This is a genomic window from Kitasatospora sp. NPDC004240 (genome assembly GCF_053603215.1).
In genome coordinates, this window is the sequence record NZ_JBSGFD010000180.1 from 1 (window position 1) to 17,315 (window position 17,315).

At 70.9% G+C, this 17,315-nt stretch carries 19 protein-coding genes; 2 read left to right on the top strand and 17 right to left on the bottom strand.

The window, feature by feature from the left end; translation table 11 throughout:
* Positions 1-226: 226 nt before the first annotated feature.
* The 13 genes from ACWEQL_RS33455 to ACWEQL_RS33515 form a co-directional block, all read right to left on the bottom strand.
* Positions 227-580, bottom strand: a complete 354-nt coding sequence (locus ACWEQL_RS33455) for a hypothetical protein (RefSeq protein ID WP_452154140.1) — start codon at positions 578-580, stop codon at positions 227-229.
* Entirely contained in the window at positions 577-1,167 is a 591-nt protein-coding gene (locus ACWEQL_RS33460; RefSeq protein ID WP_452154141.1) for a hypothetical protein, read from the bottom strand. The genes ACWEQL_RS33455 and ACWEQL_RS33460 overlap by 4 nt, the downstream gene beginning before the upstream one ends.
* A 111-nt stretch (positions 1,168-1,278) precedes the next feature.
* On the bottom strand, positions 1,279-1,773 hold the full coding sequence (locus ACWEQL_RS33465) for a single-stranded DNA-binding protein (protein WP_452154142.1): 495 nt from the start codon (positions 1,771-1,773) through the stop codon (positions 1,279-1,281).
* Between the two features lie 119 nt (positions 1,774-1,892).
* On the bottom strand, positions 1,893-2,201 hold the full coding sequence (locus tag ACWEQL_RS33470; protein WP_452154143.1) for a hypothetical protein: 309 nt from the start codon (positions 2,199-2,201) through the stop codon (positions 1,893-1,895).
* 25 nt (positions 2,202-2,226) lie between these two features.
* Positions 2,227-2,757, bottom strand: a complete 531-nt coding sequence (locus ACWEQL_RS33475; RefSeq protein ID WP_452154144.1) for a hypothetical protein — start codon at positions 2,755-2,757, stop codon at positions 2,227-2,229.
* Between the two features lie 17 nt (positions 2,758-2,774).
* The gene (locus ACWEQL_RS33480; RefSeq protein ID WP_452154145.1) at positions 2,775-3,308 is read right to left on the bottom strand and encodes a DUF6197 family protein; all 534 of its coding nucleotides are present in this window, start codon (positions 3,306-3,308) and stop codon (positions 2,775-2,777) included.
* A 14-nt stretch (positions 3,309-3,322) separates the two neighbouring features.
* Positions 3,323-3,514, bottom strand: a complete 192-nt coding sequence (locus ACWEQL_RS33485; protein ID WP_452154146.1) for a hypothetical protein — start codon at positions 3,512-3,514, stop codon at positions 3,323-3,325.
* 263 nt (positions 3,515-3,777) lie between these two features.
* A complete protein-coding gene (locus tag ACWEQL_RS33490) occupies positions 3,778-6,111 on the bottom strand; it encodes an FtsK/SpoIIIE domain-containing protein (protein WP_452154147.1) in 2,334 nt (777 codons plus the stop codon).
* A gap of 113 nt (positions 6,112-6,224) precedes the next feature.
* Positions 6,225-6,422, bottom strand: a complete 198-nt coding sequence (locus tag ACWEQL_RS33495; protein WP_452154148.1) for a hypothetical protein — start codon at positions 6,420-6,422, stop codon at positions 6,225-6,227.
* A gap of 23 nt (positions 6,423-6,445) precedes the next feature.
* Positions 6,446-7,606: a hypothetical protein gene (locus ACWEQL_RS33500; protein WP_452154149.1), complete on the bottom strand. Its 1,161-nt coding sequence runs from the start codon at positions 7,604-7,606 to the stop codon at positions 6,446-6,448.
* Positions 7,603-7,869, bottom strand: a complete 267-nt coding sequence (locus ACWEQL_RS33505) for a hypothetical protein (protein ID WP_452154150.1) — start codon at positions 7,867-7,869, stop codon at positions 7,603-7,605. The genes ACWEQL_RS33500 and ACWEQL_RS33505 overlap by 4 nt, the downstream gene beginning before the upstream one ends.
* Positions 7,869-8,213 (bottom strand): WhiB family transcriptional regulator, encoded by a 345-nt coding sequence (locus ACWEQL_RS33510; protein WP_452154151.1) that lies wholly within the window; start codon positions 8,211-8,213, stop codon positions 7,869-7,871. The genes ACWEQL_RS33505 and ACWEQL_RS33510 overlap by 1 nt, the downstream gene beginning before the upstream one ends.
* Positions 8,210-8,542, bottom strand: coding sequence for a hypothetical protein (locus ACWEQL_RS33515; protein ID WP_452154152.1), 333 nt, complete (start codon positions 8,540-8,542; stop codon positions 8,210-8,212). Before ACWEQL_RS33515 ends, ACWEQL_RS33510 begins: the two co-directional genes overlap by 4 nt.
* Positions 8,543-9,578: 1,036 nt before the next feature.
* Between ACWEQL_RS33515 and ACWEQL_RS33520 the strand changes: the two genes are divergently transcribed.
* Positions 9,579-10,940: a hypothetical protein gene (locus ACWEQL_RS33520; protein WP_452154153.1), complete on the top strand. Its 1,362-nt coding sequence runs from the start codon at positions 9,579-9,581 to the stop codon at positions 10,938-10,940.
* A 17-nt stretch (positions 10,941-10,957) separates the two neighbouring features.
* Here the strand turns inward: ACWEQL_RS33520 and ACWEQL_RS33525 are convergent, their stop codons facing one another.
* The 4 genes from ACWEQL_RS33525 to ACWEQL_RS33540 form a co-directional block, all read right to left on the bottom strand.
* A complete protein-coding gene (locus ACWEQL_RS33525) occupies positions 10,958-11,872 on the bottom strand; it encodes a phosphotransferase enzyme family protein (RefSeq protein ID WP_452154154.1) in 915 nt (304 codons plus the stop codon).
* The gene (locus ACWEQL_RS33530) at positions 11,872-12,540 is read right to left on the bottom strand and encodes a GntR family transcriptional regulator (protein ID WP_452154155.1); all 669 of its coding nucleotides are present in this window, start codon (positions 12,538-12,540) and stop codon (positions 11,872-11,874) included. Before ACWEQL_RS33530 ends, ACWEQL_RS33525 begins: the two co-directional genes overlap by 1 nt.
* Before the next feature lie 555 nt (positions 12,541-13,095).
* Positions 13,096-15,822, bottom strand: a complete 2,727-nt coding sequence (locus tag ACWEQL_RS33535; RefSeq protein ID WP_452154156.1) for a tetratricopeptide repeat protein — start codon at positions 15,820-15,822, stop codon at positions 13,096-13,098.
* On the bottom strand, positions 15,819-16,241 hold the full coding sequence (locus ACWEQL_RS33540; RefSeq protein WP_452154157.1) for a hypothetical protein: 423 nt from the start codon (positions 16,239-16,241) through the stop codon (positions 15,819-15,821). The genes ACWEQL_RS33535 and ACWEQL_RS33540 overlap by 4 nt, the downstream gene beginning before the upstream one ends.
* Before the next feature lie 824 nt (positions 16,242-17,065).
* Here ACWEQL_RS33540 and ACWEQL_RS33545 point away from each other — a divergent pair.
* Complete coding sequence (locus ACWEQL_RS33545) at positions 17,066-17,266, top strand: hypothetical protein (protein ID WP_452154158.1); 201 nt, start codon at positions 17,066-17,068, stop codon at positions 17,264-17,266.
* Positions 17,267-17,315 lie beyond the last annotated feature (49 nt).

Below are 17,315 nucleotides of genomic sequence, written 5' to 3' on the forward strand. Positions count from 1 at the left end.
GCAGCGCCCGCCGTCCTTGGCGTGGTTCTTGCCGCAGGTGCCGCGGCACTGGCAGCGGCCGGCGGCGGCCGCGAGGACGGCCTGCCACAGGCCGCCGGTGTCGCCGAGCGGCGGGGTGCGGCCGCTCACGAGGCCCATCCCGTGGCCAGCTCGTCCCCCGTGATGGCCTCCACCACGGTGGTAGAGCCGGTGCTGCTGCCGCCGGCGCCGCAGAAGTCGATATAGGTCAGGCCCACGGTTCCTCCGTCCAGGAGACGAGGTGGAAGAGGTCGAGGACGTCGAGGGGCAGGGTCTCGACGGTGCCGTGCTCGTCCTGGGCGAGCAGGGCGGGCGGCTGGGTGGTGCGGGCGAGGATCCCGAGCGCGTACGCCGGGGCGTCGTCCTCGCCGATGCCGGGGAGCAGGGCCCAGACCTGGCCCGGGGCGGCGACGGCGAGCGGGTCGCCCGCCTCGACCCGCTCGCGGGCCAGACGCAGGGCGGCCGCCGGGGCGAGGCCGTCCATGGCCGTGAGCTGGCGGGCAAGCCTGTGGGTGTGGGCCGCGGTGCGATCGGGGCCGGCCACACGCAGGAGGGCGTTCATCGGGTGCCTCCGACGAGGTCCGTGACGAGGTGGGCGTGGGCGTTGGCGTGTGCGGCCAGGGCCTTGACGGCGGCCTTGGCCTCGCGGGTCATGACCGGGCCCGGACGGCAGGCGCTGGGCTCGGTGAGGATCCCGGCCGGGACGGGCACGAGCAGGGTGGCGGTGACGAGCAGCGCGGGACGGCCGGCGCTCTCCGGCTCGGGCTCGGTGAGGCACGGCCACCGCTCGTCCCCCCACACGGGCCGGGCGGCGGACCAGTCCGCCAGGCGCGCGGGCCGCTCGGCCAGGGCGCGGTGCCGCACGGGGACCTCGATGCGCAGCATCATCCGATAGTTGTCGGTGACGACCGGGACCAGGGCGGCGAGGTCGGGGCGGATGCACAGGTAGCCGGGGGCCATGACGGGGCCGGAGGCGATGCGCCAGGCGGCGACGGCGAACGAGGCGGCGTCCATCGGGGCGCCGTCGTCGAGGAGCTGGTCAGTGCGGGCGGCGAGGTACGCGCCATAGCGGGAGCGACCGTCGGAGGCACGCTCCCGGTCGTAGGTGTCGTCGATGACGACGAGCGTGGAGTCGTTGAACTCGGGCATGCTGGGGGTCCTGATCTCTGCGAGGGGATCGGATGGGCCCCGCAGCAGCCGGACGACCTTGCCGGGATGGCCGTCTGCTGCGGGGTTTCGTGCTGTCCGGCGCCGGGCCGCCTAGAACGGGGGCTCGTCCGGACCGCCGGCCGGGGCGCTGGCGCCCCAGCCGCCACCGGCAGCGGCCGAGAGCGGGGTGGCGGTGGACCAGGGGTCGGCCTGCGGGGCCGGGCCGTTTCCGCCGGGGCGGCTGGCCTTGGTGACCTTGGCGGTGGCGAACTTGAGGCTGGGGCCGATGTCCTCGACGTCGAGGCCGAGCATGGAGCGGTTCTCGCCCTCGGGGGTCTGCCAGTTGTGCTGGACGAGGCGGCCGGTGGCGACCACGCGCATGCCCTTGGTCAGCGTCTCGGTGGCGTGTTCGGCGATCTCGCGCCAGGCGGTGGCGCGCAGGAACAGCGCGGTGCCGTCGCGCCACTGGCCGGTGTTCTTGTCGTAGGTGCGCGGGGTGGAGGCGATGGTGAAGCGGGCCATCGCCACGCCGGTGTTGGTGAAGCGCAGTTCGGGGTCGTCGGTGAGGTTGCCGACGACGGTGATCGGGGTCTCTCCCACGGACACGGGGGCCTCCAGAGGCGCTGGGGTGTCGGGAGCGGGTCTGCCCGTCCCCCGCACCACCCGGACCCGCGCCGCCGGCTGCGGCGGTGGTCCGGGCGGAACGGCGGTCGGCACAGGCCGGGTCAGGACGCGTCGGGGTCCTGGGCGAACTCGCAGGTGCCGTCGCAGTCGTAGTAGCCGCAGCCGCCGCACTCGGGGCAGTGGTCGTGCTCGACGGTGACGACGTCGCCAGCCTCGTCGTCCCAGACCTCGTCCTCGTAACCGCCGCCGGTGCCGTGGCAGCCCTCGCACATCTCGGTGTGGCCGGGCCGGGGGCCGGCGGCCTGCCCTTCCTTGGCGCGGCGCTGTTCGTCGGCGAGGTCGAGGGCGATCTCCGCCGCCTTCTCCTCCTCGCGGGTCGGGTGGTCTGCGTAGTCGAAGCCGTCACGCATGTCGCTAACTCCTGTTTCGTGAAGCTCAGTTGGCGGCGAGGAGGTGTTCGAGGCGGTAGGCCTCGGTCTCGTCGCGGGCAATGGCGGCGTCGTGGTCGGCGAGCCACCGGTGACTCTGGCGGTCGAGGCCGAGGTGGTGGCGGTTGCGGGCGAGGGTGCCGGCGGCGGTGGCAGGGCGGCCCATCTGGACGGCGTGGACGAGTTCGTGGACGAGGGTGGGCAGGAGCTGGCCCTCGTTGCGGACGGCGTCGGCGTGGAGCAGGACGAGGGCGTGGCCGTCGTGGGTGGGCACGGTCATGCCGGTGGACTCGTGTGCGGTGCGGCGCAGGTGCTGGGTCTCGCGCATGGCGCGCCACCAGGTGGGGTCGCCTCCGGTGGCGCGGATGACGGCGGGTCCCCACTGGCCGGGGTGGGTGAGGCGGACGAGGGTGGGCGGCATGGGCTCGCGCATGTGGCCGGTGACGAGGGCGGCGGCCTCGGGCAGCAGGCGGGCGGTCCTGCGGCGCAGGAGGTAGGGGCCGGCGGGGTCGAGTTCGAGGGTGCTGGTGGCGGGCACGGCAAGGGCCTTCCTGGTCAGCGACGGGTGGCGCGGGAGTGGGCGATGTCGAGCTGGCGGTGGACCTGGGCGCAGGTGCGGGTGGGGGCGTCGTTCCACTGGTCGACGGAGCGCACGGTCCGGTCCTGGGCGGTGAACTGCTCCATGAGGTGGCAACGGGCGTTCATGGCGGTTGCCTGGGTGCCGTATCCGGCGGCGAGGACGGCGAGTTGGGCGCCGAGAATGCAGGCGCGGCCGGTCTCGTCGAACAGGCGGCCCTGGGTCCAGCCGTGGACGGTGAGGTAGCGGGAGACGAGGCGCAGGTGGGTGGCGGTGTCGATCGGGACCGGGGCGGGGGTGCGGCGGCGGGCGCGGTCGAGGAGGGTGGGCCGGGGGCGGGTCATGCCGAGGTCCCAGGCGACGGGGGCCTGGCCGAGCGCGCAGATGGCGGGCACGGCGATGCGGGCGGGGGTGGGGAGGGCGGCGAGGTAGCGTTCGATCTCGCGGACGAGCTCGCCGCCGTCGGCCACGAACGCCAGGTCCGGCAGCAGGCTGGCGAGGGTGATGGTCATCGCGGGCCCCCGTGTCAGTGCGCGCCAGGCAGGGCGCGGACGAGGTTGGCGATGGCGTCGTTGATCGCGGGTGCGACGCCGGTGGAGGCGAGGTAGAAGCCGAACAGCGCGGCGACGAGCGCGCCGCCGACCGAGACGGCCTTGGCGCGCAGCATGACGGTCAGGACGGCGCCGAAGAACACGGCGGCGGACACGGTGAGGACCATGGGCGGACTCCCTTCCGGGAGGTCGGTTTGGGGTGGTTCGGGTGGCCCGGGGTGCCCTGACGGACCCCTGCCGGGCGGAGAAAACCGCAGGTCGCAGGGGTGCCGGTCGGCGGCGGACCCCTGCCGACCCCTGCCCGGAACGGGGTTCGGACGGCCGGGAGCGGCAGGGGTCGGGGCAGGGTCCGCAAGGCTGTGACCTGCGGGTTTCCCGGCGGCGGCAGGGGCCTGTCGGGGGTGTGAAGCGGGATGAATCAGGCGTGCGGTCAGTCGTTGGCGTCGAGGTCGGTGGCGGCCTTGCGCAGGGCGGCCAGCTCGAAGCCGCTGGGGCGGGAGCCGTCGGACAGGGTGATCCGGGCTGCCTCGACGGGGGCGCCGAGGTCGGCGAGCTGGGCCTTGAGGGTCTTGCCGGTGCGCGAGAGCCAGGCGGCCTCGGTCTCGGCGGGGCCGCGCCGGTAGCGGGCGGGGTCGACCGTGGCGAGGTGGGCGAGCAGGTCGGAGCTGGCGATGGCGCTGTGGCCGGTGGCCTCGGCGGCGGTGAGCATGTGGTCGAGGACGGTGCGGCGGATGACGGTGCCGAGGCCGTCGGGGCCGCCGGCGGCGGCGCTCACCCCGGTCAGGTCGGCCATGGCGGCCTCGACCGGGTCCTCGTGGTGGCCGGGCAGGCACCCGGCCGCCTCGCGCAGTTCGATACCGCGCTCGATGAGCGGCAGGATCTCGCCCGCGTTCTCGTCGATGAACAGCGAGCGGACCTCGATGACGCCGGTGTCGGGGGTGGTCAGCCACGCCCGGCCGCGGCTGGTCTTCTCGACCGGGATCTTGGACGCGTCGTAGCCCTGGCCGACCATGCCGTCACCGAGGACGACGTTGGACGCGCCGGGGGACTCCACGCGCATGGCCATGCGGGCGGCGAGGTTGCCGCGCAGGCGTGGGGTGACGATCTCCGCCTCGGGGTACTGGGTAGCCAGCGCGAGGACGATGCCGACGGCGGCACCGACGGCCGCGATCTGGGCGAGGAGTTCGGTGATCTCCTCCGCGTACTTGCCGCTCGGCCCGTTCTTGGCGGTGTAGGTGGCGAGTTCGTCGATGATGACCAGCTCGATGCCGCCGAGCCTGTCGATCAGCTTCTCGTTCGCCTTGGACAGGCCTGCCTCGACGAGGATCTCGGTGCGGCGGTTCATCTCCTCGACCATGAGGCGCAGGAACTTAACCAGCCGCCTGGGGTTGCGGCGCACGAACGTCGCGAGCGCGCGGGCGTGGGGAACGTACTCGCCGGCGCCCTTGCCGTCGAACAGCCGGATCCTCACCCGGGGGTCGAGCATCGCGGCGGCCAGAAGGTTGGCGAGTCCCATGCCCTTGCCGGAGCGGGTGGCCCCGGCGAACAGGAACGAGTAGTCCGACAGCGTCGGGCGCAGGACGTTGCCCCGCTTGTCGAACGCGAGCGGGAAGCCGTCGCGCCAGGTGTTCACGGACTTGGCGCGGCCGGCGACGAGCGGGTTGCGGCGGGTGGCAAGGAACGGGTCCTGCCCGCACGCCCAGACGGCCATGCGCCGCCCGTTGGAGCCGACCTGGCGGATGTCGAGGTTGGTGCGGTCGATGCCCATCGCGGCGGCGATCTCGTCGACCTTGTCGCGGGCCCTCTTCACCGTCACGTCCGGCAGGTCGATGACGGCGTGCCAGGCGTTCGGCACGGCCGGGTCGACGGCACACGGGGTGACCATGGCCAGGCGCTGGGAGTCGCCGATCACGCGAGCGGCCTTGAACGCCCGGTCGAGCATGGACTCGGTCATCGGGTCGCCGTCCGACAGGGAGCGCACGTCCGCGTCCCACCGGGTCTCACGGTCCGGGCGCCGGCCGATGAACGCCTCGACGGAGAACACGGTCAGCGCGCCGAGGGCGAGGCCGGTGGCACCGAGGGCGACGTAGGCGGTCAGGACGACGACGAGCGGGATGCCGTAGGCGATCAGGGCGCGCAGGAAGCGCACGCGGCGCCGGTTGGACTTGGCCTTCCGGTGCGCGGCGACCGCCGCCATGGCGACGGCGAGCGCGGCCTCGCTGTTCTTCTGGGCGAGCGCCCGGTCGCCGGGCAGCAGGGTGAAGCGGGCCCGGCGCGCCAGGTCACGGGCCTCGCGGGTGGCGATGTGTGCCTGGTGGGCGGCGGCCTGGACGTGGGCGCCCTCGAAGCCGGCCGTCCACTGGTGCGAGCGCCGGATGCCGCGCGCGGTCTGGGCGGCGTGCCCGCGGGCGGTGAGCTGCCGGGAGGCCCAGCGGCGGGCGGTGCGACGCGTCTGCGTGAGGCGCGCCCGGGCCATGGTGCGACGGCCCTCGGGGGTGCGGATCCACGCGGGGATCAGCGGCCGGTCCCCGGCCAGATCCGCCCGCTCTGCCGCCGCGATGACGGCCGCCGCAGCCGGCGCGGGCGGGGCATCGGCGGGCATGTAGACCGAGTCCGGCGCGGGCGCGGTCTCTGCGGGGGCGGGCGCGGGCTCGGGGGTGGGGCTGGTCTTGGCGAAGCGGTCGGGGAACGGCAGCACCTCGCCGAGGGGCTCGGCGGGGCCAGGGTCGGGCAGGTCGTTCGGGGCGTGCTCCTCGTGGTTCACTGGCGGTCCTTCCTCGCAGCGGTAGTTGTGCAGGTGAAGGGGCCCGGGGCGGCCGTCGTGCCGGCAAGCTGGGCGGCCGCTCCGGGGTTGGCGTTGTCAGGCCGCGTGTGCGGTCAGCGGCCCGTGGGACGCAGCTCGTGGGCGTGGCACAGGACCGGGGCGATCAGCCACCCGATCCGGTTGACGGTCCACCGACCGTTCGTGAGCGGGCCCGGCGGCACCTCGTCGACGATCCGGCCGGTCCGTCCGGTGGCCCGGGGGTCGTCCTCGCAGGACACGATCAGCACCTCGTCACCGGTGTTGAAGGTCATGGCTGTCTCCTCGGGAGGGTGTGTCAGGCGGAGGGGCGGCCCTGCCTGCGGGCGGTCAGGGACATGGCGCGGCGGGCGGCCGGGGAGAAGGCGAGGGTGTCGCCGGCGCGGCGCCGGGGCGGGGTTCCGCCGTTGTTGCGGCGCCCATCCGTCGCCCGCACACGCGTGCTCTTCGCGGGGGCGGGCATCTGGGAATCGACCTGCGGCTTTTCAGCCTTTTCACCCTGGTTTGCCGAGTCCTTGGTGGCGTCCTTCACGGCGGCCTTGGCGGCCACGCGGGCGGCGATGACGGCGGCGGTGTCGCCGAGCGTGGTGCCCTGGACGTCGTCCCACGCGCGCTTCCACGTGGCGTCGCTGGGGTGCAGTTCGCCGAGCGCGGCGGCGAGGGCGACGGCCCGCTCCCACACCTGCGGCCACTGCACGGAACGCGATACCTCGCGGGCGTCGCGCTCGTCGGTCTCCCGCTGTTCGGCGGCCTTCTTCTCGGCGGCCTCGGCGGCGAGCCTGCGTGCTTCCTCGCGGAGTTCGCGGCGGGTCCTGCGGGCGTTGCGCTTGAGGATACGGCCGTGCTCGTGCAGGTCCCAGACCATCGGGCCAGCCAGCGAGCAGAACGCCCCGCCGAGCCCGGTGCCGAGCCCGAACTCGGAGGATCCGTGGAGGTAGTTGACGGCAGCGGCGAACAGCGCGACCGCCCCGGCCAGGGCCCGGTAGTGCCAGGACGGGCGGCCCTCGTCGATCGCGGCCTCGGCGCCCTTGAGCAGCGCCCACGCCAGGCCCTCCAGGACCAGCGGCGCGGCCAGCAGAAACGGCGCGGCGGGCGACCAGAACGCCATCATCTGCAACGGCAGGGAGACGATCACGCAGGTGATCGCGATGGCCTTCGCGGACCTGCGCCACTGCTCGGCCGACAGCGCGGCCTTCTCGCGGGCGGCCTGGGCCTCGGCCCGCTGGCGGGCGGCCTCCGCCCGCCGGTCGGCGGCCTCCTGACGGATCTCGTGGGCCTCGGCCTCGCCCTTGGCGATCTCACCGGCGACCTTCGCGGCCTTGAGCTGGTTGGCAATGTCGGCGGCCGCCTTCGCGGCCTCGGTCTTGGCGCGCAGGGCCTCGGCCTCGGCGGCTTCCTTGGTGGCCGTCTTCGCGGCGGGGCGGGTGCGGCCGGTGGGCCGCAGCTCGGTGACACTCATCGGGTCCCTCCGGCGAGGTCGAAGCGGATCGCGGACATCAGGCCGCGCAACTCACGGCGGCGACGGGCCCGGTGGGCGCGGCGGCAAAGCGCGGGCAGCATGCTCACCAGCAGCAGCACCGCCCCCAACGCGCACGTGCCCGACGGGTGGGCCAGCAGCACCGCGGCGATCGCGGCGACCACAGCGAGAACGGTCTTGGCGGCGGCGGGGAAGGCCAGAGCGAGGAGCCCCGCCGCCCACCAGAGGCGCTTGGCGTGGGCCATCACGCGACCCTCCCCGCGCGGCGCTGCTTGCGGGCCAGCGCCCGGCGCTCGGTCTCGTCGAGGCCACCGAAGATGCCGTACGGCTCGCGGCGGTCCATCGCCATGGCCAGGCACCGCTCCCGCACCGAGCATCCGGCACAGATCTGCCGCGCGCGGCGCTCGGCAAACGCGCCCTCGTCGCCGTCGTCGGGGAAGAACAGGTCCGGGTCCACGCCGGTGCAGGCGGCGCCGGGCAGGCCACTGCCGGGGGCCGGGATGAACTCGGCAAGCGGCTGGGCGGGGCGGCCGGTCAGGGTCGGCACGACAGTGCCGCGAATCCCGCGGCGCACGATACGGGCGCTCATGCCGCCACCTGCCCGAGCAACGAGGCGACCGGCAGGTGCTTGCCCGAACCCGGGACCCCGCCGATGAGCAGGACCAGGTGGGCGGGGGCGGTCGGAGCGGCGGGCTTCGGCTCGGCCCGCCGCATCAGGTGCTCGGCGTGGGCGGCCAGGTCCGGGTCCTCCCAACGCAGGACCGCAAGGATGTCGTTCGCGGCGGCCAACCGCGCGACTCGGTTGGCGGTGGACTCGGGGCCGGCGGGCCCGGTGAACAGCTCGGTGTCGATACCGAGCGCCAGCTCCGCGAACTCCTCCTTGGAGGCCGCGTGCTGGCCTGCGACGATAATGCGCATGGGTCGTGGTTTCCCTTCGAAGGAACGGCCCTGGGCGGCCCCGGTGTTGCACCACCGGGGCCGCGGCCGTTGTGTGAGATCGGCGCTCGACGAGCGGCCACGGAACCCGGCGCGTCCCAGCCGCCCGGTCCGGCAGGCGGCGCGCGTCGGGAGCCGTGATCGCTGGTAGGGCGACCAGAGGTCGGTGAGCCCCGCCTCGCTGGTCAGCGGCGGGGCTCGGTATGGATTCGGGCCTTGCTCATGGCAGGCTCCTCGCGTCAAAGCCCCTGACGGGGCGAGCGGTTGGGGGCGCCCGGCCTACGGGCGTCAGGTCTCTCGGGCCTGGTCCGGTGCTTCCTCTCTGCTCAGCACCAGCAGGGCGGCGCACCCCGGCCAAAGGGGTGCTGCGTGGCTCGCGGCCGCCGGCGACGTCACCCGGTCGCCTCGGGGGCGGTCTGTCTCATCCCGCCACGTGCTCTGGGACTCCGCTGGTCTCTCGGATCGCCAGCCAGCCGTACGAATCGGCCTGGCCAGCATCCCGTCCATCCCCACACCCCGAGCCCGGGGCGGCACGCCACTGCGTAGGGGGAGGGCTTCGTTCGTCACGGCGGTTCACCTCCGGCCTCTCGGCCTAGATGCCTGCCGCGACCGCCGCCCTCGCGTCGGTCCCGCACGATCACTCTTCAGTTCTCAAGGTCCGGGCACTGCCTTCAGGGGGCTGTCAAACCACCCCTCCGGGCGCATCGGTACTGCTCAGGCAGCCCAAAGAAGGGCCACCAACCCCGCCGCTCTGTACTAGCGAAGTCCGTACATCGCTATTACAGACACAGGCCTGACTCCGCGTCAAGCTGTTCGCGGAGATCCTTTGATCCGGGTGGTCCGGCGGGCTGACACCAGAGAACCTTGGGGGCGTCGAATCCGGCAGCGTGCGCGGGCCGGTGATGATGTTCGCGGGGGGTGCGTTTGGGGGTGCGCGCCGCGGTTTCCACGGGATCTGATTGGTGGAAGGATGTTCGCCCCACGCTCCGATCGTGGACCGAAGCCGCCGGGGGGACTGATGGCGACGAAGCAACCGAACCTGAAGCTCGCAAGCATGCTGACGTTGGCTCAGCTCTCAAACCAGCGTCTCGCGCGGCACGTCGTGGCGGTCGCCGGCGAGGCGGGCGTAAGCGTCTCCTACGATCACGTGTCCGTCCGGCGCTGGCTTGACGGGTCGCAACCGCGTGGAGCGGTACCGCAGTTCATTGCTACGGCCCTGTCTCGCAAGCTTGGACGGCCGGTGTCGCTGGTGGACATCGGCATGGAGAGCGCGGAAGGGCCAGCCTTCCCTGAGCCGACCTATGCGGAGGCCGCAGCAGGTGGGGTCGAGGCTGCCCTTTCGATGATCCGAGCCGATCTTGCGGGGAGTGTCACCCCGATCCTGCCGGGTGTCTCGTCAGAGGCATGGACTGACCTGATGGTGCAGTGGTTGCTTGCCCCTGATGGCGCGCAGAGCATCGACCCGCGAGAGCTATCGCCTGTGAGTCCTGCAATTGCGGTCCGCTACACCACCAAGTCGTTTGCCCAGATTGACTACCGGTTTGGTGGCGGACATGCGCGTCAAGCATTCCTCACGTATTTCGAGAGTGGTGTGGCGCCGGCTCTTAGAACGGCAAATCCCGAAACTCAAGTAGGGCGAGCGCTTCATGAGGAAGGCGCTGCACTACTGCGGCTCATCGCATGGTCCTCATATGACATGGGGATGCATGGGGCAGCGCAGCGGTATTTCGCGCAGGCTCTCCGACTCGCTCAGGCCGCGGGGAACCGGGCGCTCGGTGGGCGGATCCTCGCGGGAATGAGCCATCAGGCTAACTTTCTCGGCGACTTTGATCGGGCTGTCAACCTTGCGCGCACTGCGGCGCGAGGAGCGGCCGGGGCTGCCACCGCGACTGGTATGGCTCTGTTTCACGCAATGGAAGCTAGAGCCTTGGCCTCGAAGGGGGACGAAGTGGCATGCATTCGCGCCCTTGCGCTTGCGGAAACCTATTTTGAGCAGCGCTCTCCACAGAACGACCCGTATTGGCTGCACTACTTCGACGAGGCGGAGTTAGCGGCAGAGCATGCTCATTGCTTTCGCGAACTGGGAAAGCCCGACCTGTCTGCCGAATTTGCCGGCCAGGCTATGGCGATGCATGGCAGCCAGTACGTCCGAAGCATGACGTTCGTGCGAACGGTGCTAGCCACGTCCCACATCGCGCGCGGAGAGTTGGATCAGGGTCTCTCGATCGCGAGCGACGTGGTTGACGTGGCAAGGGAAGGGCTTCAGTCCGTACGAACCACTGCCTACATCCGGGATTTCCTTGCACGGCTTCAGCCATACCGGAAGGAGGCGCGCGTTGAAGAGTTCCACAGGAATGCAGCGGGCATCCTTCAGACCTAGGTCCGCTGTCGACTACGCTAGAACCGCTTCCAGTGACGTTCGGAAGATGGGTTCTTGAGGTCCGAAACGCGCTGTCCGAACTCAGCACGGATGCTGTCTCCGTGGTCAACGTTCTGCATGATCCAGAGCGTCATGTTCAGCTCGCGGATCGCCCGGAGGACAGGAAAGCAAGGATCCCGAGAGACGTCGTAGCCGTAGATCGATACGAAACGATCGTATTCCTCGGCGGAGATCCAGTTGAATCCGTAGCGGTAGGCTGCGGGAAGCATTAGATCCCATTCGCGAGGTCCCTCGGCGAAGTATTCCAGATCAACGAGGTGCGTGGTTCCGTCCGTTGCGCGGAGCAGATTTCCGAGATGAGCATCCGAGTGGATGGGGCCGCCGGCAAGGTTGAATGTCAGTCCGTCATAAGCGGCTTTAAGTTCCTCGCCGTAGCGAATTAGGAACTTTCTGTCGGATCCTCCCACTGAATTCGGTGCAGCGGCGATCCGTTCTGGAATCCGACTGAGCGGGTCGAACACAGGCAGTTCTAGGCTGGGCGGCACGGGAAGTGCGTGGAGCTTCCTCAGGAGGTGAGCCAGGTCGTCCATTCCGGGCTGGACGTCCGACTCCTCTAGGAGCTTCCAGATGCTTGCAAATCGGCCAGCGCACTCGATGGGTTGGCCCGGCGCAATGTCATCGGCTACTCGCGTCGCCGGGTAGTCGTGTGTGGCTAGCCAGCGGGCCACCGCGATCTCTCGCACGACCTCATCGCGATTCTTCGTGCGTGCCACCCGAAGTACCAAAGGAGGGTTCTGGATTCGGTAGGTGGCATTTTGGCCGAGGCGGAGAAGACGTACAGAGTCGGCGGTCCATCCGTTGGCGCGGCAGACAGCCTCAGCGATCTTGGTTGTGGTGCTGACACTGAACTCATCCAGGGCCAGGTCCGTCATCAGTTGGCCTCCGTCACGCGGCGTCTGCCGCTTGTCGTTCGCTCGATCAGGCCTGACTGTTCCAGTTGGTCCAGGGCAGCGCTGGCGGTGGGACGACTTACCCCGTATGTCCTGCCGAGGCTCTCAGCGCCGGGGAGTACGGCACCAAGGGGATACGTCCCGCTCTCGATGTCCTCGCGAATGCGGGCGGCCGTCCTCAGGTAGGCCAGGTCGGCTTCACTTGTCTCGCCGACGACTTGTCGACGCAGCCCTTGCCGTCGGACGACAATGCCGGCGGCTTCCAAGTCCTTGAGTGCTGCCCGGATGGTGTCCCGGGAGGCGCCGTGCTCCTGCATCAACTCCTTCTCGGACGGCAGAGTTGAGCCAGCAGCGTAGGTCCCTCCCGCGATGTCCGCGCGCAGACGGTTCGCGATCTGTTCGCGCTTGCTTCCCGCTTCCTCGCCCGGCGCAAGGACCAGCGGGGCTCGTCCCTGGCGCAGTGCCAGTACCCCTTGACTCTCTAGCAGCCTCAGCGCATTGCGCAGCGTCATCGGTGCTACGCCGAAGCGTTGGCAGAGTTCTGAGCTTGACGGGAGCGGCTCGCCGGGCGGGTAGGTGCCGGACGAGATCTCGGCGGACAGCTCCTTGGCGATGCTTTCGTAGGCGGTACCGCTTCTTGACTTGATCACGAGTCCCCTTACCTCTGCCTGACCTGTTCAGGCTAGTCCAGCTGTTCCCGGGTCTGGCTGGCCCACATCGACACCGTCCGGAACTGTCTCAGTCCGGATAGGTAGTTTCGGTGCCCTGGCCGAACAGCGCTGCTGGTGAGGAAGTGGCCGGCCTGTCCGGGTGGGTGGGTTGACCTGACGAGAGAGGCCGGACAACACGAGGGCCGCTGTTCGGGCGCCAGGAGGGCTGGAGCACGGACGGTCAGGAAAGTTGGAACGCAGGGTGGAAGGCGATGATGACCGTGTTCCCCGGACACTCCGATCCACCGTGAACTGTCCGGCCTGTCCAGGCACACGGGCTGAACTGGGAAAATGCGACCGGACAGTGCCCAAAAGCTGCTGTCCGGAAGTCCGGAGGGGGCTGGAGCACTTCGAGAGGTTCCCCCTTGTCTCGGAGCCGAGCACCAGCCCGTGGGGCATGCGTGGGACGGGTGACTTCGATCACAACTGCGGCGCAGGTCAGCGGCCCTCATGCGTGTGGTCTGTAAAGCTGCAGGGTCAAGCGGAACCGCATGTTCACCCAGTTGTGTCGGCCGCTGCCTCCCTCGCTGCGGCGAGGTTGTTGCGGCTGGTCAGGGTGTTGGGGTGGGTATCGCCGAGGTGCTGCTCGCTCTGGGCGAGGACGGTCTCGTAGAGGGGGATGGCGCGGTCCAGGTCCCCAGCGGCCTGGTAGGCACTGGCGAGGTTGTGGCGGCTGAGCAGGGTGTGGGGGTGGGTGTCGCCGAGGTGCTGCTCGCTCTGGGCGAGGACGGTCTCGTAGAGGGGGATGGCGCGGTCCAGGTCCCCTGCCTCCCGGTAGGCGCTGGCGAGGTTGTGGCGGCTGAGCAGGGTGTGGGGGTGGGTGTCGCCGAGGTGCTGCTCGCTCTGGGCGAGGACGGTCTCGTGCAGGGGGATGGCGCGGTCCAGGTCCCCAGCGGCCAGGTAGGCGCTGGCGAGGTTGTGGCGGCTGGTCAGGGTGTCGGGGTGGGTGTCGCCGAGGTGCTGCTCGCTCTGGGCGAGGACGGTCTCGTGCAGGGGGATGGCGCGGTCCAGGTCCCCTGCCTCCTGGTGGGCGCTGGCGAGGTTGTGGCGGCTGGTCAGGGTGTCGGGGTGGGTGTCGCCGAGGTGCTGCTCGCGTTGGGCGAGGACGGTCTCGTAGAGGGGGATGGCGCGGTCCAGGTCCCCTGCCTCCTGGTAGACATTGGCGAAGTTGTGGCGGCTGGTCAGGGTGTGGGGATGGGTGTCGCCGAGGTGCTGCTCGCGTTGGGCGAGGACGGTCTCGTAGAGGGGGATGGCGCGGTCCAGGTCCCCTGCCTCCCGGTAGGCGTCAGCGACGTTGTGGCGGCAGATCAGGGTCTCGGGGTGGGTGTCGCCGAGGTGCTGCTCGTACTGGGCGAGGACGGTCTCGTGCAGGGGGACGGCGCGGTCCAGGTCCCCTGCCTCCCGGTAGGCGCCGGCGAGGTTGTTGCGGCTGCTCAGGGTGTCGGGGTGGGTGTCGCCGAGGTGCTGCTCGCGTTGGGCGAGGACGGTCTCGTGCAGGGGGATGGCGCGGTCCAGGTCCCCTGCCTCCTGGTGGGCGCCGGCGAGGTTGTTGCGGCTAGTCAGGGTGTGGGGGTGGGTATCGCCGAGGTGCTGCTCGCACTGGGCGAGGACGGTCTCGTGCAGGGGGATGGCGCGCTGAAGGTCCCCTGCCTCCTGGTAGGCACTGGCGAGGTTGATGCGGCTGAGCAGGGTGTGGGGGTGGGTGTCGCCGAGGTGCTGCTCGCACTGGGCGAGGACGGTCTCGTGCAGGGGGATGGCGCGCTGAAGGTCCCCTGCCTCCTGGTAGGCGCCGGCGAGGTTGTTGCGGCAGATCAGGGTGTGGGGGTGGGTATCGCCGAGGTGCTGCTCGCGTTGGGCGAGGACGGCCTTCCGGAGGGGGACGGTGCGTGCGTCATGGCCCTGCTTGTACAGATGCTGAGCTGCGGCATTGTAGAGGTCGGCTGCGCGGTCCTCATGGTGCCTTTGTGGTCTGGTGGTGGCGAGTGCGATCAGTTGTGGCATCAGGGCATCCCAAGCAGTCGCTTCGCTGGTTATCGGGGGACCGAGTGGCCTCAAGGCCCTTACGAGTGCGTCTTCGGCTGCATGGCGTCCTGCCGGTGAGTCATCGGGTTCAGTGGGTGCGGTCGAGCGCAGGACCGCCTGGAGGAGGCGGTGGACGCTGACGGTGTGCCTGGTGAGGGTGGCCATGCTGTAGGCGCGGAGGAGTCCGAGAGTTTCGTGGAGGTCGTCCGGGTCGGTATCGGGGGCTTCGAGGAGGCTGATCGGGATGTCGTCGGGGGCGAGCCAGGCAAGGGTATGGAGGACCTCGACGGCGTGGGGGTTGCGTGCGGTGAGGGCCTGGAGGGTCTGGGACCAGATGCGGGCGATGGTGCGTTGGGCGTCGATGCCGTCGGCGGCTTTGTCGAGCTTGGCGGGCAGGCGCTTGCGGTAGGCGTCGATGGTGATGGTGGGGTTCTGGGCGAGGTAGGCGCCGGCTTGTTCCAGGGCGAGCGGGAGATGGCCCAGGTCGGCGGCCAGGGCGCGGGCGTCCTGAAGTTCTCGGGGTGTGGGTGTGCCGCCGGTGCAGGCGTAGGTGCAGATGAGTTCGGCGGCCTCCTCCGGGTTGAGGGTGCCGAGGGGCAGGGTGCGGATAGTGCGGGGCCAGCCAGCGGCGCGGCGGCTGGTAATCAGGTGGTGGCCGCCGTCGAGGGCGCCGAGGTAAGGGGCCAGGTCGGTGGGGTTCTCGACGTTGTCGAAGACCAGCAGCCAGCCGGGATGCCACTGAAGCCAGGTCATCGCCCACGCAGCGCGTTCGTCCTGGGACGCTTTCCCCGCCCAGACGGGGAACAGCTTCAGGGTGAGGTCGGCGAGGGACTGTTCGATGCGTCCGGGGGAGTCGGCGTTAATCCACCAGATGAGGCTGTAGGTGTGACGGTAGCGGTGGGCGTAGGCGAGGGCGAGAGTGGTTTTGCCGATGCCACCGAGGCCGTGGACGGTGGATGCCTGGGTGATCGCGGTTCCGCTGTCCTCGGTGAGCGTGTTGCGGAGCCGGGCAAGGGCGTCCGAGCGTCCGAGGCATAGCGGGAAGGGCGGCAGGTTGCTGTGGCCAGCAGGCGCGGGCAGGTCGCGGGCCGCGGTGAGTACCTCCGCCGGCAGACCGGTCACCGGACCCGTGATCGCCGTCCCGATGCTCTGGGCGGCGATGGCCCCGGCACCGGCAGCCTCGTAGTGCGGGCTGGTCACTGGCCGGGGCGGTGGCCGTCGCCGGTGATGGCCGTGCCGATGGTGTGCGCGGCAATCGAACGCTCGCCGGAGGCAGTGATCGTCACGCTTCCGACGGCCGGTGCGGGCAGCAGGTCGGCGAGTTCCTTGAGCAGCTCGGAGTCCTCACGCAGAGCACGCTTGATCTGCTGGCGTAGGGCGGCCGCCGCGTCCGCATCCTGCGGGTCCTCGGCGGCGTCCCGGACCGCGGCTTCCAGGGCCGCCTGCTCGCCCTCGCCACCGCGACGGAAGACGGTGTGCAGGATGCGGCGACCGAGGTTCGCGGTGGCCTCCACGGCGGCATCCTCACTGCGGGCCAGCACCGCACCCCCGTACGCGCTCACCGCCGACGCCAGGTACGGGCCGGCCTGCTCCACCAACTGGACAATCTCCGCACTCATCCCCGTCTCCCCTCGGGCCCAACTCGACGGCATCACCGCCTCCACGACGCAGGGTAGAGCCGCCCACGCCGTCTCTGCGGGGTCTTTGAAAAGTCACACAGAGGTTCAAGGGAAACCGCCACGGCGCTGAGCGGCCCTGCCGATCGAAAATGCCGTGTGACAGCCCTATGCGCGCCCACTGTCACAGCTGTCACTGTGTCACTGCATGGGACCTGAGCTGGGAAAATACTCTGTGACAACGAGTGACAGTCGTAGGACAGTCCAGCCGTGGTTCTCCAAGCGCTCCAATGAAATACAGGGGCACGCGTGCCGGGGATGCACTCCCCGCGGACGGCGGCCTCGTGGGCCCGATCTGACCCGGCCCGCCTCGGTGAGGCGCTCGCCCCTGGGCCGTCTGTGGGCCGTACGAGGGTGTCCAGCACTGCACAACGCTGACAGCCGACGGCCGGGTCGTAACAGGTCACCGGGGCACGCAGATGCTGGGCTGCTGGTCAGATCAGTGGTTCGTCACTCCTGGTACTACTGGTCGACCCTGCTCTGATCATCCCCGCGTCCGCCACGGCACCCCGTCACTCCTCGGCCGCGGGGGACGGGTGCCGTGGCGTCGCGCGGGCCGCCCGCCGCTGCCACCCGTCCGGCGTGCCCGGCTCCGGCCCGCCCGGCCGGCGTCGGGTGCGAGGGGGCGCCGGGGTGTGCGCGGCGTGGCCGCCCGTTCGCGCAACGGGACCGGGTCGGGACCGCTGCCCCATGCGGCTGGGGCGGCGCGGGCGGTGGCATGGAGGAGCGGGTCGGAGCGACCGGCCCGCGGAATCCACGGAGGACACATGAGCGCCAGATCGGCAAAGGCGGCGGCAGTGGCGGTGGGTACCGCTCTGATCGGCATCTTCGTCAGCGGTGTCGCCTGCGTCCGGGCCTGCAGGGCCCCGGTCGACGACGGCGGCGGGGGCGGTGGCCCGGCCCCGCGGCGGCTCACCGCCGACCCCGGGGACACCAACAAGTGCCCCAACCCGCCGAACTGCAACTGAACCCCGCCCCCACCCCCTCGCCCCCGGCCGGCCCCGCCGCGCCGGGGGC

Coding starts and splice junctions, on each gene's coding strand:
- ACWEQL_RS33455 (WP_452154140.1), bottom strand. CDS start 580: ATGAACGCCCTCCTGCGTGTGGCCGGCCCCGATCGCACCGCGGCCCAC.
- ACWEQL_RS33460 (WP_452154141.1), bottom strand. CDS start 1,167: ATGCCCGAGTTCAACGACTCCACGCTCGTCGTCATCGACGACACCTAC.
- ACWEQL_RS33470 (WP_452154143.1), bottom strand. CDS start 2,201: ATGCGTGACGGCTTCGACTACGCAGACCACCCGACCCGCGAGGAGGAG.
- ACWEQL_RS33480 (WP_452154145.1), bottom strand. CDS start 3,308: ATGACCATCACCCTCGCCAGCCTGCTGCCGGACCTGGCGTTCGTGGCC.
- ACWEQL_RS33485 (WP_452154146.1), bottom strand. CDS start 3,514: ATGGTCCTCACCGTGTCCGCCGCCGTGTTCTTCGGCGCCGTCCTGACC.
- ACWEQL_RS33495 (WP_452154148.1), bottom strand. CDS start 6,422: ATGACCTTCAACACCGGTGACGAGGTGCTGATCGTGTCCTGCGAGGAC.
- ACWEQL_RS33500 (WP_452154149.1), bottom strand. CDS start 7,606: ATGAGTGTCACCGAGCTGCGGCCCACCGGCCGCACCCGCCCCGCCGCG.
- ACWEQL_RS33505 (WP_452154150.1), bottom strand. CDS start 7,869: ATGGCCCACGCCAAGCGCCTCTGGTGGGCGGCGGGGCTCCTCGCTCTG.
- ACWEQL_RS33510 (WP_452154151.1), bottom strand. CDS start 8,213: ATGAGCGCCCGTATCGTGCGCCGCGGGATTCGCGGCACTGTCGTGCCG.
- ACWEQL_RS33515 (WP_452154152.1), bottom strand. CDS start 8,542: ATGCGCATTATCGTCGCAGGCCAGCACGCGGCCTCCAAGGAGGAGTTC.
- ACWEQL_RS33520 (WP_452154153.1), top strand. CDS start 9,579: ATGGCGACGAAGCAACCGAACCTGAAGCTCGCAAGCATGCTGACGTTG.
- ACWEQL_RS33525 (WP_452154154.1), bottom strand. CDS start 11,872: ATGACGGACCTGGCCCTGGATGAGTTCAGTGTCAGCACCACAACCAAG.
- ACWEQL_RS33540 (WP_452154157.1), bottom strand. CDS start 16,241: ATGAGTGCGGAGATTGTCCAGTTGGTGGAGCAGGCCGGCCCGTACCTG.
- ACWEQL_RS33545 (WP_452154158.1), top strand. CDS start 17,066: ATGAGCGCCAGATCGGCAAAGGCGGCGGCAGTGGCGGTGGGTACCGCT.